This window comes from Sphingomonas aliaeris (assembly GCF_016743815.1).
In the GTDB taxonomy this organism is placed as follows: Bacteria; Pseudomonadota; Alphaproteobacteria; order Sphingomonadales; family Sphingomonadaceae; genus Sphingomonas; species Sphingomonas aliaeris.
On sequence record NZ_CP061035.1, the window covers coordinates 232028 to 247492 of the forward strand.

A 15465-nucleotide genomic window follows, 5' to 3' on the forward strand; every position below is an offset into this window, starting at 1 on the left:
ATCGGAACCTTCGAAGTTCAGGCCCAGCTCGTACAGAGTGGCGGTGGAAAGGCCGATCGTTTCACGCGGATCGTAGTAGAAAAGCCGCCCGGATACGAGTTCGGACAGGACGACCATCCCGTTAAGTTCGGGGATCGCGCTGCCGGCATAGGCAAACGCGCCGCTGACCGCGACTCCGTTGAACTGGCCGCTACGTACGATCTCCTCATGGTCGAATTGCGCGACCGGATCGGCGAAGGTCCCGGGATTTGCGGGCGTGTCATAGACATTCCCGTCCCACCAGTTGGCGCCGCGCGCGAACGTGCCCTCGCGCAGGGGCCAGCCGTAATTCGCCCCGGCCTTGCCGACATTCACTTCCTCGAGCTGCGACTGGCCGATGTCGGAAATGAGCATCTGGCCAGTATTCTTGTCCCAGCTGAAATGCTGAGGATTGCGAAGCCCGGAAGCCCAGACCTCGCCCAGCGCGGTCGTGGATCCGGCATTGGGGTTGTCCGAAGGGATCGTATACGCCTCGCCGTTCGCTCCCCGCGCAGGGTCGATGCGCAGGATCTTGCCGAACGGACTGCGCTGGTCCTGTGCGTTGGCATAGGGATCGCCGATCCCGCCGCCGTCGCCGAAGCCGATGTACAGCTTGCCGTAATCCGGAGAATCGGGGGTTGCGGACGGGTTGAAGGCGATCGTGCCCGCGCCGTGATCACTGAGCGGCTGACCGACGCGCAACACTTCGCGGGCGGGTTGGACGGTCGGGATCGCCGCGGTGGGATCGGTGACGCGGAATTCGTGGATCACATTGTCGTGATCGATCGCCGCGCCCTTGCCCGACAATGTCGCGGTGCCGGTCGGTGTGCTGGTATCGACCGTGTAGAACACGCCGTAGCCGGGCTGGTTCTTATCGCCCGCGAAATTCGGGTGGAATGCGAGGCTCATCAGCCCGGTCTGCGATGTGTTCGTGACGTTGCTGAAACCGGGCAGGACGGACTTGATGTCGAGCCAGGGACGCGAAATGCCGTCCGGTCCGACCACGCTGATCAGGCCGCGCGTATCGGTGATGAATTTGCGGCCGCTAACACCGGGTGACGACTGAAGCGACTGGATGCGCGTGTAGAAGCCGTCGGTAACGGGAAACCTGCTGACGGGCGCGCGGGTGAAGAAATCGAGACGGACCGTTTTGCCGGGCGCGATCGGGGTGGGGACGGGGTTTATGACGATGGCGGCGGAAGTTGGCGAAGTTGCCGCAGCGACGCATAGCGCCGCACCCAAGTATCTGATCATGAACGCCCCCCAATTCCCTGTTCAACGGGAATAGTTGGACGCCCGGCGAGGAGTCAATGTGGTCTGCAACTTACTGTTGATCTATTTAAGGATATTCGTCCAAAGACAAAGAAAAACCCCTCCCGTTTCGCGGGAGGGGTTTGAAATTACTCGGCTTTTGCTTTGACGATCTTGCCCGGCGTGCGGGGCGGCTCGCCCTTCGGAAGGGCGTCCACCGCGTCCATCCCGTCCGTTACTTCGCCCCAAACGGTATATTGTCCGTCCAGGAAGCGCGCATCGTCGAGGCAGATGAAGAACTGGCTGTTGGCCGAATTCGGGCTCTGCGCGCGGGCCATCGAGGCGACGCCGCGAACGTGCGGCTCCTTGGAGAATTCGGCCTTGAGGTTCGGCTTGTCGGAGCCGTGCATGCCGGTGCCCGTAGGATCGCCGCCCTGCGCCATGAAGCCGTCGATCACGCGGTGGAAGACCACGCCGTCATAGAAACCGTCATTGGCGAGTTCGCCGATGCGGGCGACATGTTCGGGCGCCAGATCGGGGCGCAGCTTGATCTTCACTTCGCCGGTATCGAGCGTCAGGGTCAGGGTTTCGAAAGTATCGGCCATCGGGCTCTCCTGGAATTGCTGTGCCCGGCAGGTAGCGATGCACCCGCCGAGTTGCAATGCGAGGGGGAGGGCAGAGGGCGGCAAACATCGCCCCGGCATCGTCGGGGATGACGGATGCGACCGCGTGCGGTAGGGGGCGGTGCACGGCGTGAAGGAGGTCGAAGATGAGCGAGGTCGACCTGATCCCCGAGGCGGAAGACGATGCCGCCGAACAGGGCAGCCAACTGGACCGCGACGACCGGCTGAAGCCCGAATTCGTTCGCAACGTGCTCGACGCGGTCGAGGCGGGCGACGACGAGGCGGCGCGCGCTTTGGTCGAGCCGCTGCACCCCGCCGACATCGCCGATCTGTTCGAACTGACGCCGAACGAGATGCGCGCTGCGCTCGCCAAGGCGATCACCGACCTGCTGGACGGCGACGTGTTCGCCGAGATGAACGATTATGTCCGCGAGGACCTGATCGACGCGCTGGAGCCGCACGAAGTCGCCGACATCGCGTCCGAACTGGATACGGACGACGCGGTCGCGATCATCGAGGACATGGAGCCCGAGGACCAGCGCGAGGTGTTGCGCGCGCTGGACCCGGACGATCGCGCCGCGATCGAGGAGGCCTTGTCCTACCCCGAGGAATCGGCCGGACGCCTGATGCAGCGCGAACTGATCGCGGTGCCGGAACATTGGACCGTCGGCGACGCGATCGACTATCTGCGCGGGCATGAGGAACTGACGACCGATTTCTGGGAGATATTCGTCGTCGATCCCGCGCACAAGCCGGTCGGCACGTGCCAGTTGTCGTGGATTTTGCGCACGCCGCGGACCGTTTCGATCGCCGACGTGATGAAGCGCGAACAGACGCTGATCCCGGTCGACATGGATCAGGAGGAAGTCGCGCTCCGGTTCCAGAAATACGCGCTGATTTCCGCCGCGGTGACCGATACCGGCGGGCGGCTGGTGGGGATGATCACGGTCGACGACATCGTCCACATCATTTCCGAAGAAGCGGGCGAGGATACGCTGCGTCTTGCCGGTGCCGGCGACGGCGACATCAACGAACCGATCGGCCTGACGGTGCGCACCCGGCTGGTATGGCTGGTCGTCAACCTGGGCACGGCGATGCTGGCCGCGTCGGTGGTCGGCATGTTCGAGGGCACGATCGCCAAATTCGCTTTGCTGTCCGCATTGATGGGCATCGTATCGGGCATGGGCGGCAATGCCGGGACGCAGACGCTGGCCGTCGTCGTCCGCGCGCTGGCCACGAACCAGCTGACCAGTTCGAACACGGTGCGGATGATCGGGCGCGAGTTCCGCATCGCGGCAACCAACGGCATTGTGCTCGGCACGCTGATCGGATTGGGTACGATCCTGATCTACGGCAATCCGACGCTGAGTTTGGTGTTCGGCGCGGCGATCCTGACGAACAATCTCGTCGCCGGGCTGGCCGGGGTGCTGGTGCCGATCACGCTGGAACGCTCCGGCGTCGATCCCGCCGTATCGTCCGCCGTGTTCGTCACGATGATGACGGATTGCATGGGATTTTTCTCGTTTCTGGGGCTCGCGACGCTGGCGGGGCTTGGCGGCTGACTTGATCGCAGCGCGCCGCGGCCCACATGGGGGCGTGGCCTTGCATCTGACCAAAGTGGCGTTCGGCGTTGATAGCCTGGAAAGTTTCGTCGCGCGCTGGCGCGATCGCGAGGGCCTGCCGCCCTATGAACTGACGACGCGGTACCTGCCCAAGCGGCACGAAGAGATTGGCGGGCAGGGTTCGCTGTTCTGGATCCTGAAGCACCAACTCGTCGCGCGATCCCCGATCGTCGGGTTCGGCGAGGCGGATGGCGGGCGGGTGTCGATCCTGCTGGATCCGCGCCTGATCCTGGTCGCCGGGCGGCCGAAGCGTGCACATCAGGGGTGGCGGTATCTGGAGGCGGCGGATGCGCCGGCCGATTTGGGCGAGGGCGCGGAACTGGACGCCGCGATGCCGGCGGCGTTGATCGGGAAGCTTTCGGCGCTGGCGCTGATCTGATCTGGGTCCGGTGCGTGTCCGCAGTATGGGACAGGTGCTTCGACAGGCTCAGCACGAACGGGTTTTGTGGGTAGGCGCTTCGACAGGCTCAGCACGAACGGTTTTGAGGGCGTGTGCTTCGACAGGCTCGGCACCAACGGGCTTTGTGGGCAGGTGCTTCGACAGGCTCAGCACGAACGGTTTTTGAGGGCGGACGCTTCGACAGGCTCGGCAGGAGCGGTTTGGGTGCGGGCGGGCGGTTCGGTCCCGCGCTATTACGGGACGAGCAATTCTCCGCAGCTTACCGGCCCCTGGACGTTCTTGTTCACGATGCAGGTGGGCTTGCCGTAGACGGTGACGGCACCGACGCCGGCGGCGTTGACGGTCGTCGTGAAGCGTGCGCGCGCGATGGTTTCGCCGTTTCCGTCGGTGCGGATCGACAGGTCGTTGGCGACGAGCTTTTCCGCCAAGATACGCGTCGGGCCGTTGCCGCTGATACGCGCCTTGGCGGCCTTGCCGGCGAGGGTCATCGTGCCCGGCCCGCTCACGTCGGCGATCAACTGGTCCGCATCGATGGCGCGGACGTCGAGCGATCCGGTGCCGCGGACGGACAGGTCGACGCGTTGCGCGCGCATCGGGCCGGCGATCGACAATTGCCCGCCGCCATAGACGGTCGCGCTGCGCAGGCGGGGAGTGGAGGCGCGGATGATCGTGGCGGCGGGGCTGCGGTTGGAACTGGCGGTATTGGCCTGTTCCTGCCACGCAGTGCTGCTGGCGCTGACGATCAGCGTATCGCCTTCGACGCGGATGTTCAGCCGGTCGGTGTTGCGCGTGTCGCCCTGTGCGGTCGCGCCGGGCGATTTTCCCACCGTGAGTTCGACCCTGAACGGGCCGTCGATGCGGATGCGGTCGAAGCTGCCGACCGAATAGGTGCGATCCGCCGCCAGCGCAGGCGAGGCGACGAGCAGGGCGGGCAACGATGCGGCAAAAGCGAGCGGGAATCGGATCATGCCATCGGCATCCTCCGATTCCCCGCCGGTTACAAGATCGTACGGTCGCGGATCAGCCGCAACTGGCCGACCCGGATCCGATCTTCGACACCGAACATTTCGCGCTTTTGCCCAAGTCCGCGTCGCCGGATCCGACGATCGACACCTTGGCCGGGCCGTCGACCGCAGCCTTCACGCTGCCCGATCCGGCGATCGAGACTTCGGCTTGCGACGATTTCAGCCCGCCGTTGATGTCGCCGGACCCCGCAATGTTGACGGTCAGGTCGCGTACAGTGCCGTTCAGCGTCATCCCGCCCGACCCGGCGATATCGAATTCGCCCCGATCCACGCTCATTGCCGCGACGGATAGGTCGCCCGATCCCGCCGTATTGGCATCGAATTGCTGCCCCTCGACCCGGTCGATCGCCATGCTACCCGACCCCAGGATGTTGGCCGAGGCGACGCGCGGCATCGTGACGTAGATCTTCACCTTCGCCTTGCTGTTCGAGATCCAGCCCAGCCCCTTGCTGTCGACCCGGCCGACCTGAAGCGCTTCGCCCTTGCGCTCGATCTTCAGCTTGTCGAGTTCGTCCGATGGGCCTTCGGCGCGGACCGAGAAGCCGGTGCCGACGCGGACATCGACATCGTCGGATCCGCGCAGATCCACGCCGGTGAAATCCGACACGGCATAGGTGCGCGTCGTGCCGCTGCCCGTACCGGGGACGCCGGGTGAGGAATCATGGCCGTCCGACGCTATCGAGCAGGCGGCGAGCGGCAGGGCCGCGAGGATGGCAAGGCGCATGATACTCTCCCAATGTGTGTTGTTTGAATAACACACGCGTCGGGGGTGTGCAAGCGGGTCGGGTGTTTCCTTCGCTTTCGTCGTTCGCGAGGGGGCGGGCGAGGTACGCCCCACGCTCGTCATTCCCGCGAAGGACGACGTACGCCTCCCCTCGTCATTCCCGCGAAGGCGGGAATCTATAGTTGCCGGCGTTTGTGGTTGATCACGGACGTCAGCCAGTATGGATTCCCGCCTTCGCGGGAATGACGGGGAGGGGGCGGGAGTGACGGAATAGGCGCTTGGGAATGACGGGGGCTCGGCAGGACGCACCCGAAAGCTCTATGCAGGCGCGCCTAAACCGCGTCGGGCAGCCAGCTCAGGTCGAGACCCGCATAGCGATCGACATAATTGGCCGCGCGGGAGAGTGCGCGTTCGTCGGTGAAGGAGATACGGCCGCCTTCGCGCGCGATCAGTTTCTCGTCCTCCAACTGACGGAGCATGCGGTTGACGTGGACTGCGGTCAGGCCGGTGGCGTCGCCGATCTCCTCCTGCGTCAGGCCCAGCACGAAGCTTTCGCCGAGACTGGCATCCGTCATGCGCAGGCGATTGCGCATTTCCAGCAGTACCGCCGCGACGCGGGCCTTTGCCGAGGTGCGTCCGAGTGCGGCCAGCCGGTCCGTCAGCGCCGCGCGTTCGATCTGGTTATAGACCAGGATCAGCGCGGACAGGCGCGGATGTTCGTTCATCAGGCGCGCGAGCGCCGATCGTTCGAACGGGGAGACGATGCAATCGGTCAGCGCAGTGATCGTCTCCGGTGCCTCGCGATAGACGAGGTTCGACACGGCGAGCATGTCGCCCGGGAACATGAAACGCAGGATCTGGCGGCTGCCGTCATCGAGCAGGACGGAGGTCATCATGATGCCCTTGCGCAGCACGAACATCTCGCCCGCGCGATCGTTTTCGCGGACCAGCGTGCCACCGCGGCGAAGCGAGCGTTCCCGATCCTCGAGCCGGCCCAGAGCAAAGTGCTCGGACGAAGTAAGCGCCGCCATGGCGCTCAAACGCGCCGCAAAACAACTGCCAGCCACTCGGTACGTCCCCCTGATCGACCTCTTCAAGAGCATCGCACGGGAATCGCTGCATTAAAGTCGATCAACCCCTATCGGGCATACGGCCAGCTGAGCCGCCGCGCACTTGCGTGGCCCCGCACACGCGATAAAGCTGCGCCGTATGGACAGAATTCTCATTCGTGGCGGCAACCGCCTTTCCGGCCGCCTGCCGATCTCCGGCGCGAAGAATGCGGCGCTGACGCTGATGCCGTGCGCGCTGCTGACCGACGAGCCGCTGACGCTGCGCAACCTGCCGCGCCTCGCCGATGTCGACAGCTTCGGGCATCTGCTCAACCAGCTTGGCGCATCGACGCAGATCGAGGGCAGCCGGCCGGAGGATTTCGGCCGCGTGATGACGATCCGTGCGGGCAAGCTGACCTCGACCGAGGCACCGTACGACATCGTGCGCAAGATGCGGGCGTCGATCCTCGTGCTGGGGCCGCTGGTCGGGCGCGCGGGCGAGGCGACGGTGTCGCTGCCCGGCGGCTGCGCGATCGGCAATCGCCCGATCGACCTGCATCTGAAGGCGCTGGAGGCGATCGGCGCGGAGATCGAGCTGGCGGCAGGCTATGTCAAGGCGACCGCCCCGGGCGGGCGGCTGGCGGGCGGACGCTATACGTTCCCGATCGTGTCGGTCGGCGCGACGGAGAATGTCGTGATGGCCGCGACGCTCGCCAAGGGCACGTCCGTGATCGAGAATGCCGCGCGCGAGCCGGAGATCGTCGATTTGTGCAACTGCCTCGTCGCGATGGGCGCGCGGATCGACGGGATCGGGACGGAAACGCTGACGATCGAGGGCGTCGACCGGCTGCACGGCGCGACCTATGCGGTGATGCCCGACCGGATCGAGGCGGGCAGCTATGCCTGTGCGGCGGCGATCACCGGCGGGTCGGTGGAGCTGGTTGGCGTGGGGCTGGCCGACAATCGTGCGACGGTCTCCGCGCTGATCGCGGCAGGCGTGACGGTGGAGGAACGCGGCGGGAGCCTGTTCGTCGATGCGCCCGACCGGCTTGCGCCGCTGACGCTGTCGACCGCGCCCTATCCCGGCTTCGCGACCGACATGCAGGCGCAGTTCATGGCGATGCTGACCAAGGCGGACGGCGCGAGCGTGCTGACCGAGACGATCTTCGAGAACCGCTACATGCACGTGCCCGAACTGGCGCGGATGGGGGCGGATATCCAGGTCAGCGGGCGGACCGCGATCGTCCGGGGGTGGCCGGGCTGACCGGCGCGCCGGTGATGGCGACCGACCTGCGCGCGTCGATGAGCCTGATCATCGCCGGGCTGGTGGCGGACGGGCAGACCGAGGTCGGCCGCGTCTATCACCTCGACCGCGGCTATGAACGGCTGGAGGAGAAACTGAGCGCGGTGGGCGCGGATATCGAGCGCGTCGGGGACGGCTGAGGCGGTCCCCGGGGGTCAGGCGATCCGTTCCGGCACCGCGGCGGCATCGTCCTCGATCGCGGCGGCGGGGGCGACGGCTTCCCAGGGGAAGATGAACCAGTCCTTCGTCTCGCGGCGGTCGATCGTGCGGGCGCGGTAGTCGACGGTCTGGGCGGAGCTGACATTGTCGATCAGCGTCGCGAACCGGATGCTGCCGTCGACCGCGCCGCCCTCGGCCAGCTTGGCGCGCAGATGGGCGATCGTACGGCCGGAATCGTTGATGTCGTCGAGGAACAACAGGCGCTCACCGGTCTGCGTGCGCTTGGCGAGTTTGGTCAGCGGTTCGTCGGCGAAGTCCTTCACCTGGCTGGAATAATCCACCGACAGCATCGGCAGGCCGGTGGCGTGGCTGAGGAAGACGGCGGGGGCGAGGCCGCCGCGACCGACGCCGATGATGAAGTCGGGCTTCCACGCATCCGCCGCGAGCATGCCGGCGATCGTGTGGATCGCGGCGACGAACTCGTCCTGCGGGATCGGGGTGAAGATCGTCATGCGGCCTGCTCCACATAGGCGTCGAGTTTGGCGAGATGCGCCGCGACCGCGTCGTCGGGCAGGAAGCTGCCGAGGAACGAGTTGCGCGCGAGCAATGCCAGATCGTCGCGGTCGAGCCCGCGTGCGGCGGCGGCGGCGCGGTAATTGTCCGCGATATAGCCGCCGAAATAGGCCGGATCGTCGGAATTGAGCGTCGCGCGCAGCCCTTCGCGCAGCATCCGGTCGATCGGATGATCGGCCATGTCGTCCACCACGCACAGCTTCAGGTTGGACAGCGGGCAGACCGTCAGCGTCATCGACGTGCGCGCGAGCCGCGCGGTCAGGACGGGATCCTCGAGGCTGCGATTGCCGTGGTCCAGCCGGTCGATGCCAAGCAGGTCCAGCGCCTGATAGACATATTCCGGCGGCCCTTCCTCTCCCGCATGCGCGACCAGCCGCAGCCCAAGCGCGCGCGCCTCGGCGAAGACGCGGGCGAACTTTTCGGGCGGATGGCCGAGTTCGGACGAATCCAGCCCGACCGCATCGATCCGGTCCAGCCACGGCTTCGCGGCCTCTAGCGTGGCGAAGGCGTCGTCCTCGTCTAGATGGCGGAGGAAGGACATGATCAGCTTCGAAGTCATGCCATGCTTCGCTTCCGCCTCGGCCATGCCGGACAGCAGCCCCTCGATCACGGTGCCGAAGGGGATGCCGCGCGCGGTGTGCGTCTGCGGATCGAACATGATCTCGGCATGGACGACGCCGTCCGCCGCCGCACGGTCGAAATAGGCGATCGCGAGGTCGTGGAAATCCTGCGTGGTGCGCAACACGTCCGCCCCGGCATAATAGATGTCGAGGAAATCCTGCAGCCGCGAGAAACTGTATGCGGCGCGAACCTCCTCCACGCTCGCGAAGGGGATCGCCACATCGTTGCGTTTCGCCAGCGCGAACATCAGCTCGGGCTCCAGGCTCCCCTCGATGTGCAGGTGGAGTTCGGCCTTGGGCAGGCCCGCGATGAAATCGGTTTCGGTCATGCGCGCATCATTGCGGGGTTGGGCGTGCGGGGCAAGCGCGGAGGGTGATTGGCTGGCTGTTCGGGGGGGTGAGGTGCCCGTTCCTCTCACCCTCCGTTCGTTTCGAGCGAAGTCGAGAAACGGGAGGCGTGCGCTTGGGGCCTGTTTCTCGACTTCGCTCGAAACGAACGGGGAAGGGGGGCTAGAGAGCGATGACGTTGAAAAGCCCCGTTCGTGCTGAGCCTGTCGAAGCACTCGTCCTGGGCTGCCCGCCCTTCGACACGCTCAGGACAAACGGTGGAGGGGACCCGACCTCATGGGAAGGGGGGGGGCGAACGGCGCGTGAGGACGAGCGCCAAACCTCGCCCCCGCTGAGTCGCTCAGCGCAATCGCGTCCAGGTCTGGCTCTTGCAGCCCAGGCCGGCGATCACGCAGCCTTCGCCTACCAGCGTGTTCGCGTCCATCTGGCGGATCGTGCCGGAGACGCTCTGGCCGATATCGGGGACGAAGACGCTGCCGCTCCATTCGCCGGGGCCTTCCTCGACGAAATCCTCGAACAGCATCGTGCCGACCAAAGGCGAACCGGCCTTTTCCTGCGCCTCGGGCGAGGCCCAGATGACCTTGCCGCACATCGCGTCGCCGCAGCGCTGAAAGGTGACGCGGACGTTCTTCTTGGGGTTGGTCCACACGCCCTTGGGCGGGGCCGCATTCGCCGCGGCGGGGATCATCGCCAGTGCGGCGAGGGCCGCTATCATCGGGTGCCGCATCGTTCGTGCTCCAGTATCAATGGCCTGTATTGAACCGGAACGCCTGAGCGGCGGATTAACCGCATCGTGCGGAAGGGATTTCCCCTTCCGCACGACGACCGGTCAGATCGCGTCCAGCGCCTGCCCGAAATCGGCGATCAGATCGTCGGCATCCTCGACCCCGATCGAGATGCGGACGAGGTTGTCGCTGATGCCCAGCGCCTGCTTTCGCTCTTCCGGCACGGACAGGTGCGTCATGGCCGCGGGATGCGATGCCAAAGTCTCGGTGCCGCCGAGCGATACGGCGAGTTTGGCGATCTTGAGCGCGTCGAGAAACGCGAACGCCTCCGTCTCGCCGCCCTTGACGATCAGCGAGAAGGTGGAGCCGGCGCCGGTGCAATGGCGTGCGTAGATATCCGCCTGCCGCTCCATACCCGGCGAATCCGCGAGGAAGCCGAGATAGCCGACGCGTTCGACCTTGGGATGCGAGCGAAGGAACTGGCAGACCTTGACCGCATTCTCGCCCGCGCGGCTCATGCGCAATTCCAGCGTTTCGAGGCTGCGCATCAGCATCCATGCGGTGTTGGGATCGCAGATCGTGCCGATCGTGTTCCGCATCAGGCGGATCGTGTTGATATGCTCCTTCGATCCGAGCACGCCGCCCGCAACGAGATCGCTATGCCCGCCGGCATATTTGGTCAGCGAATAGACGACGATGTCGGCGCCGTGCTTCAGCGGTTGCAGCCATAACGGGCCGAGGAAAGTGTTGTCGATCGCGATCGGCGGCTTGGTATCGCCGGTGAAGGTCGCGTCGCGGCTGGCGGCGACGGCCTGGATATCGACCAGCGCATTGGTCGGATTGGCCGGGCTTTCGAGATAGATCAACGCGACACTGCCGCCGTCCGATGCGGTCTTCAGCACCGCATCGATTTCCTCGCGGGTCGCGCCGGCAGGGAAATCGAGCCATTTGACGCCGAACTTGCCGAGGATGCGGCCGATCAGCGTTTCTGTGGCGGCATAAAGCGGGCCGGAATGGACGATCGTATCGCCGGGCTTGACCATCGACAGGAACAGCGTGGCGATCGCCGACATGCCGGAGGAGAAGACGAGCGCGTCGTCCGCCTCTTCCCAGACGCCCAGCCGGTCTTCCAGAATTTCCTGATTCGGGCCGTTGAAGCGCGAATAGACCAGGCCTTCGGACCCGCCGGGGCGCTTGCCGGTGACGCCTTCGAAATGGCGCTTGCCCGCCGCCGCATTGGGAAAGACGTAGGTCGAGGTGGCGAAGATCGGGGGCTTGAGCGAACCTTCCGACAGCATCGGATCGTAGCCGTGGCCCATCATCATCGTCGACGGCTTCAGCTTGCGATCGCCGATCTTCTCGATCGAGGCCTTCGGCTTGGCGCGGGCGGCGACGCCGGTGAGATCGTCTTCAGTCGGCTTGGGAGGGGTCGGCATCTGGGTAACTCCTGAAGGGGATTCGTCGTCTCGTCGCGACGATATAGTATCGTTCTATACTATCCGCTTCGGGACGGGGAGGGGGCGATCCGAGAGCGGGTTGCGCGCGGAGAGCCCCCTCCACCACCCGGCTGAAGGAGCCGGGCGGTCCCCCTCCCCGTTCCGGGGAGGATCAGGCGTCAGGCTATGCCGATGATCGCGATCTGGCGGCCATAGCCCGGCTCGCCGGCATGAGTCGCGCGGCGGAAGCTGAAAAAGCGATCGGCATCGGCATAGGTATCGAGGCCGAGCGCCTCGATCCGCGTCAGGCCCGCGGCGGCGAGGCGGTGGACGACATAGGCCTCCAGATCGAACTGGTGGTGGCCGGGCTTTCCGGGGGCGAAGAAGCGTTCGTTGGCGAGGTCCGCTTCCTCGAATCGTCGCGCGAACGCGTCGTCCACTTCGTAGCTGGCGCGCGCGATCGTCGGTCCGATCGCGGCGGCGATGCGGTTGCGGCGCGCGCCCAACGCCTCCATCGCGGCGATCGTTGAATCGGTGACGCCGCCGATCGCGCCTTTCCATCCCGCATGCGCCGCGCCGACGACGCCCGCCTGCACATCGGCGAACAGCACGGGCGCGCAATCCGCGGTGATAATGCCGATCGCGAGGCCGGGACGGTCCGTCACCAGCGCGTCGGCGCGTGGACGCAGGCTTTCCTCATAGGGGGCAAGCACGGTGACGGCGTCGGCGGAATGGATCTGATAGGGGGTCAGCAATCGAGCGCCGGGCAGGACCGCGGCGACCGCGCGGGTGCGGTTCTCGCTTACGGCGTGCGGATCGTCCTCCGATCCGATGCCGACGTTCAGCCCGGCATACAGGCCCGTCGACACGCCGCCGCGCCGCCCGAGAAAGCCGTGCGCCACGCCGTCCAGCGTGCGGGCGCGGATAATCTCGACGGGGTCGGGGCCGCTCACAGGACGAGCCGCATCAGATTGTCGTCATCGACCGTCTCGCCGACGCGGAACGCGATTCGCCCGATATCGCGAAAGCCGTAGCGTTCGTAGAAGCGGTGCGCGCGGTGATTGTCGACATAGACGCTCAGGATCACTTCCTTCGCGCCGTGGTTGCGGCTGTGTTCCAGCGCCCAGGCCATCAATTCCTGCGCGACGCCCTGTCCCTGCCACGGGGCGAGCACGTAGAACTGGTAGAGTTCGATCGCGTCGGGGCGCCATTCGCCGGGGAAGGTGACCGGACCCATCTTCACGAAGCCGATGATCCGGTCGTCGTCCAGCGCGAGGCGGATCGTGAAATCCGGATCGGACAGTTGCGATGGCAGGCCGTTCGGGCCGAACGCCTCGTCCAGGAAGGCGTCGAGATCGGACGGCGGGTACAGCGTGCCGAACGTCTCGGTGAAACTGCGCCGCGCCATGACGGAGAGCGCGGGCCCGTCGATCGTGCGTGCGTCGCGATAGGTGATCATGCGAATCCTTCCGGCAAGGGCCAGTCGGGCGCGGTGATCGCGATGGCCTTGAACAATGTGCCCATCGTCTCGACCAGGCGCGTGCGGTCGGCGGCGATGGCGGCGGCGCGGTCTGGCGCGGCCTTGGCGAGCGCGGCGGCGCGCGCGGCGATCCCGAGCCGTTCGAGCAGCGCACCCTGATCCGCGGGGCCGTGCCCGCGCGTGCCGGCGGTGATCGCGGCGGCGAGCAAGGTGGCGAAATCGACATGCGCAGTCAGATCGTGCTCGCCCGGGGCCTCGAACGGATTGACGAAGGCGTGCGCGCGCATCGCCTGCAACGTGTCGCCGATCGCGGGACCTTCATAGCCATAGTCGATGACCAGCATCGCGCCGCCCTGTTCCGCGATCCGGGCGGCGAGATCGCGCATCAGCCCGACGCTGGCGGGGGAGGTCTCGACGATCGATCCGGGTGGCGCGTCGCGCAACGCCTCGGGCAGGACGGTGTCGGGGACGGGCTTTCCCGCGACGGGCAGGAACAGCGTGTCCTGGCAGGCGACGAGCCGTTCGTGCCAGCCGCTGCCGGTGCGGACCAGTTGCCGGATCGGCAGAGCGTCGAAGAATTCGTTGGCGATGACGATCAGCGGGCGATCGGTCGGCAGCGTATCGATCGCGTCGTGCCAGTGCGGGGCGGCGACGCGTTCGGCCTGCGCCGCGCGCAGCGTGGGCGAGTTTTCGACCAGATGCACCGGCGGGGTCAGCCCGGCCCTGGCCATCGCGCGGATCGCATCGGCGGCGAGCGTCCCGCGGCCGGGGCCGAGTTCGACCCATGCGACGTCCGGCCGCCCGGCACGATCCCACAGGTCCGCGCACCACAGGCCGATCAGTTCGCCGAACATCTGGCTGATCTCGGGCGAGGTGGTGAAGTCGCCGCCTGCGCCCAGCGGATCGCGCGTCGCGTAATATTGGCCGTTCGCCGCCGCCATGTAATGCGCGATCGAGATCGGCCCGGTCAGCGTGATCGCCCGCGACAGGCGCTCGGGGAGGGATGGTTCTGCTGCTCCCCTCCCGCTTGCGGGAGGGGTCGGGGGAGGGGCGGCCGGAAAGGAATCTGGGTCGGTCATCGGGGGTGCACATGCCCTCCCCCAGCCCCTCCCGCAAGCGGGAGGGGAGTAAGAAGAGGTTCCTCCCGCAAGCGGGAGGGGAGTAAGAAGAGGTTCCTCCCGCAAGCGGGAGGGAGGAGAAGGGAGGGGTGGTTACGCCACGCTCTCGCTGCCGGCGATCGGTTCGACCCTTTGGCGGCGACCGGCAGAGGTCGCGACGAGGTATGCGCCGCCCAGGATCATTGGGACGCACAGCCACTGGCCCATATGCAGTCCGCTCGCCTGGATGAAGGTGCCCGCGAACTGCGCGTCGGGTTCGCGGAAGAATTCGACGATGAAGCGCGCGACGCCGTAGCCGAGTACGAACAGCCCGACGAGGCGGCCGGGCGCGTAGCGGGCCTTGGTCTTCCAGAAGGCGAACCACAGGATCGCGAACAATGCGATGCCTTCCAGCCCCGCTTCGTACAATTGGCTCGGGTGGCGCGCGACGTCGTCGCCGGTGCGCGGGAATATGATCGCCCAGGCGACATTGCTAGGCTTGCCCCAGAGTTCGCCGTTGACGAAGTTCGCCAGCCGCCCGAACAGCAGGCCCAACGGCACGACACAGGCGACGTAATCGTGGATCCGCAACCAGTTGAGCTTGTTGGCGCGCGCGAACAGGATCAGCGCGAGCGACGTGCCGATGACACCGCCGTGGAACGACATGCCGCCGTCCCACAGCTTGAACACCTGCCACGGACTGAGCAGCATGTCGGGCGCGTAGAACAGGACGTAGCCGATCCGCCCGCCGAGGATGATGCCGAGGGTGGCGTAGAAGACGAGGTCGTCGGCATGCCGACGCGCCATCGGTGCGCCAGGCTGCGCGAGCAGTTTCAGCAAATACCACCAGCCGCTCAGGATGCCCGCGATATAGGCGAGCGAATACCATTTGATCTGGAAGAAGCCGAGATTGATCGCGACCGGATCCAGCCCGAGATCGCTGAACCGGATGTGCGGGGTTCCCGCGATCGGGGCGGCGGTTGCGGCGGCTAACATGCTGGTCAGGATCAAG

14 protein-coding genes and 2 pseudogenes are annotated in these 15465 nt (G+C 66.2%); 3 read left to right on the top strand and 13 right to left on the bottom strand.

The window, feature by feature from the left end:
- Positions 1-78: 78 nt before the first annotated feature.
- Both H5J25_RS20420 and H5J25_RS00955 read right to left on the bottom strand, forming a co-directional pair.
- Positions 79-1272, bottom strand: a pseudogene (locus H5J25_RS20420) (PQQ-dependent sugar dehydrogenase); the annotation flags it as partial.
- A gap of 146 nt (positions 1273-1418) precedes the next feature.
- On the bottom strand, positions 1419-1874 hold the full coding sequence (locus H5J25_RS00955) for a peptidylprolyl isomerase (RefSeq protein WP_202093909.1): 456 nt from the start codon (positions 1872-1874) through the stop codon (positions 1419-1421).
- Positions 1875-2038: 164 nt separating this feature from the next.
- Here H5J25_RS00955 and mgtE point away from each other — a divergent pair, with 164 nt between their 5' ends.
- Both mgtE and H5J25_RS00965 read left to right on the top strand, forming a co-directional pair.
- Positions 2039-3454, top strand: a complete 1416-nt coding sequence (gene mgtE, locus H5J25_RS00960) for a magnesium transporter (protein ID WP_202093910.1) — start codon at positions 2039-2041, stop codon at positions 3452-3454.
- A gap of 34 nt (positions 3455-3488) precedes the next feature.
- Positions 3489-3893, top strand: a complete 405-nt coding sequence (locus tag H5J25_RS00965) for a DUF1489 family protein (RefSeq protein WP_202093912.1) — start codon at positions 3489-3491, stop codon at positions 3891-3893.
- A gap of 254 nt (positions 3894-4147) precedes the next feature.
- Here H5J25_RS00965 and H5J25_RS00970 read toward each other — a convergent pair whose 3' ends face one another.
- The 3 genes from H5J25_RS00970 to H5J25_RS00980 form a co-directional block, all read right to left on the bottom strand.
- The gene (locus H5J25_RS00970; protein ID WP_202093914.1) at positions 4148-4882 is read right to left on the bottom strand and encodes a GIN domain-containing protein; all 735 of its coding nucleotides are present in this window, start codon (positions 4880-4882) and stop codon (positions 4148-4150) included.
- A 52-nt stretch (positions 4883-4934) separates the two neighbouring features.
- Positions 4935-5663, bottom strand: a complete 729-nt coding sequence (locus H5J25_RS00975; RefSeq protein ID WP_202093916.1) for a head GIN domain-containing protein — start codon at positions 5661-5663, stop codon at positions 4935-4937.
- Between the two features lie 332 nt (positions 5664-5995).
- Entirely contained in the window at positions 5996-6694 is a 699-nt protein-coding gene (locus H5J25_RS00980; RefSeq protein WP_202093918.1) for a Crp/Fnr family transcriptional regulator, read from the bottom strand.
- Positions 6695-6872: 178 nt separating this feature from the next.
- On the opposite strand from H5J25_RS00980, the pseudogene murA reads away from it, so the two are divergent.
- Positions 6873-8155, top strand: a pseudogene (gene murA, locus H5J25_RS00985) (UDP-N-acetylglucosamine 1-carboxyvinyltransferase).
- Between the two features lie 15 nt (positions 8156-8170).
- Here murA and H5J25_RS00990 read toward each other — a convergent pair.
- The 8 genes from H5J25_RS00990 to lgt form a co-directional block, all read right to left on the bottom strand.
- Positions 8171-8686 (bottom strand): phosphoribosyltransferase, encoded by a 516-nt coding sequence (locus H5J25_RS00990; protein ID WP_202093919.1) that lies wholly within the window; start codon positions 8684-8686, stop codon positions 8171-8173.
- The gene (locus tag H5J25_RS00995; protein ID WP_202093920.1) at positions 8683-9696 is read right to left on the bottom strand and encodes an adenosine deaminase; all 1014 of its coding nucleotides are present in this window, start codon (positions 9694-9696) and stop codon (positions 8683-8685) included. The genes H5J25_RS00990 and H5J25_RS00995 overlap by 4 nt, the downstream gene beginning before the upstream one ends.
- Positions 9697-10055: 359 nt before the next feature.
- The gene (locus H5J25_RS01000) at positions 10056-10442 is read right to left on the bottom strand and encodes a DUF2147 domain-containing protein (RefSeq protein WP_225883258.1); all 387 of its coding nucleotides are present in this window, start codon (positions 10440-10442) and stop codon (positions 10056-10058) included.
- 102 nt (positions 10443-10544) lie between these two features.
- The gene (locus H5J25_RS01005) at positions 10545-11876 is read right to left on the bottom strand and encodes a cystathionine gamma-synthase family protein (protein ID WP_202093921.1); all 1332 of its coding nucleotides are present in this window, start codon (positions 11874-11876) and stop codon (positions 10545-10547) included.
- 179 nt (positions 11877-12055) lie between these two features.
- Positions 12056-12829: a peptidoglycan editing factor PgeF gene (pgeF, locus tag H5J25_RS01010; protein ID WP_202093922.1), complete on the bottom strand. Its 774-nt coding sequence runs from the start codon at positions 12827-12829 to the stop codon at positions 12056-12058.
- Positions 12826-13335, bottom strand: coding sequence for a GNAT family N-acetyltransferase (locus tag H5J25_RS01015; RefSeq protein ID WP_202093923.1), 510 nt, complete (start codon positions 13333-13335; stop codon positions 12826-12828). The genes pgeF and H5J25_RS01015 overlap by 4 nt, the downstream gene beginning before the upstream one ends.
- Positions 13332-14435 carry a class I SAM-dependent methyltransferase gene (locus H5J25_RS01020; RefSeq protein ID WP_202093924.1) on the bottom strand — a complete coding sequence of 368 codons (1104 nt, stop codon included), beginning with the start codon at positions 14433-14435 and terminating at the stop codon, positions 13332-13334. Before H5J25_RS01020 ends, H5J25_RS01015 begins: the two co-directional genes overlap by 4 nt.
- 132 nt (positions 14436-14567) lie before the next feature.
- Positions 14568-15449 (bottom strand): prolipoprotein diacylglyceryl transferase, encoded by an 882-nt coding sequence (gene lgt / locus H5J25_RS01025; RefSeq protein WP_202095854.1) that lies wholly within the window; start codon positions 15447-15449, stop codon positions 14568-14570.
- Between the last annotated feature and the right edge of the window lie 16 nt (positions 15450-15465).

What these genes read in the sequence shown, in the direction of transcription:
- H5J25_RS00955 (WP_202093909.1), bottom strand. Translation starts at nt 1,874, where the DNA reads ATGGCCGATACTTTCGAAACCCTGACCCTGACGCTCGATACCGGCGAA.
- mgtE (WP_202093910.1), top strand. Translation starts at nt 2,039, where the DNA reads ATGAGCGAGGTCGACCTGATCCCCGAGGCGGAAGACGATGCCGCCGAA.
- H5J25_RS00970 (WP_202093914.1), bottom strand. Translation starts at nt 4,882, where the DNA reads ATGATCCGATTCCCGCTCGCTTTTGCCGCATCGTTGCCCGCCCTGCTC.
- H5J25_RS00975 (WP_202093916.1), bottom strand. Translation starts at nt 5,663, where the DNA reads ATGCGCCTTGCCATCCTCGCGGCCCTGCCGCTCGCCGCCTGCTCGATA.
- H5J25_RS00980 (WP_202093918.1), bottom strand. Translation starts at nt 6,694, where the DNA reads ATGGCGGCGCTTACTTCGTCCGAGCACTTTGCTCTGGGCCGGCTCGAG.
- H5J25_RS00990 (WP_202093919.1), bottom strand. Translation starts at nt 8,686, where the DNA reads ATGACGATCTTCACCCCGATCCCGCAGGACGAGTTCGTCGCCGCGATC.
- H5J25_RS00995 (WP_202093920.1), bottom strand. Translation starts at nt 9,696, where the DNA reads ATGACCGAAACCGATTTCATCGCGGGCCTGCCCAAGGCCGAACTCCAC.
- H5J25_RS01000 (WP_225883258.1), bottom strand. Translation starts at nt 10,442, where the DNA reads ATGCGGCACCCGATGATAGCGGCCCTCGCCGCACTGGCGATGATCCCC.
- H5J25_RS01005 (WP_202093921.1), bottom strand. Translation starts at nt 11,876, where the DNA reads ATGCCGACCCCTCCCAAGCCGACTGAAGACGATCTCACCGGCGTCGCC.
- H5J25_RS01015 (WP_202093923.1), bottom strand. Translation starts at nt 13,335, where the DNA reads ATGATCACCTATCGCGACGCACGCACGATCGACGGGCCCGCGCTCTCC.
- H5J25_RS01020 (WP_202093924.1), bottom strand. Translation starts at nt 14,435, where the DNA reads ATGACCGACCCAGATTCCTTTCCGGCCGCCCCTCCCCCGACCCCTCCC.
- lgt (WP_202095854.1), bottom strand. Translation starts at nt 15,449, where the DNA reads ATGTTAGCCGCCGCAACCGCCGCCCCGATCGCGGGAACCCCGCACATC.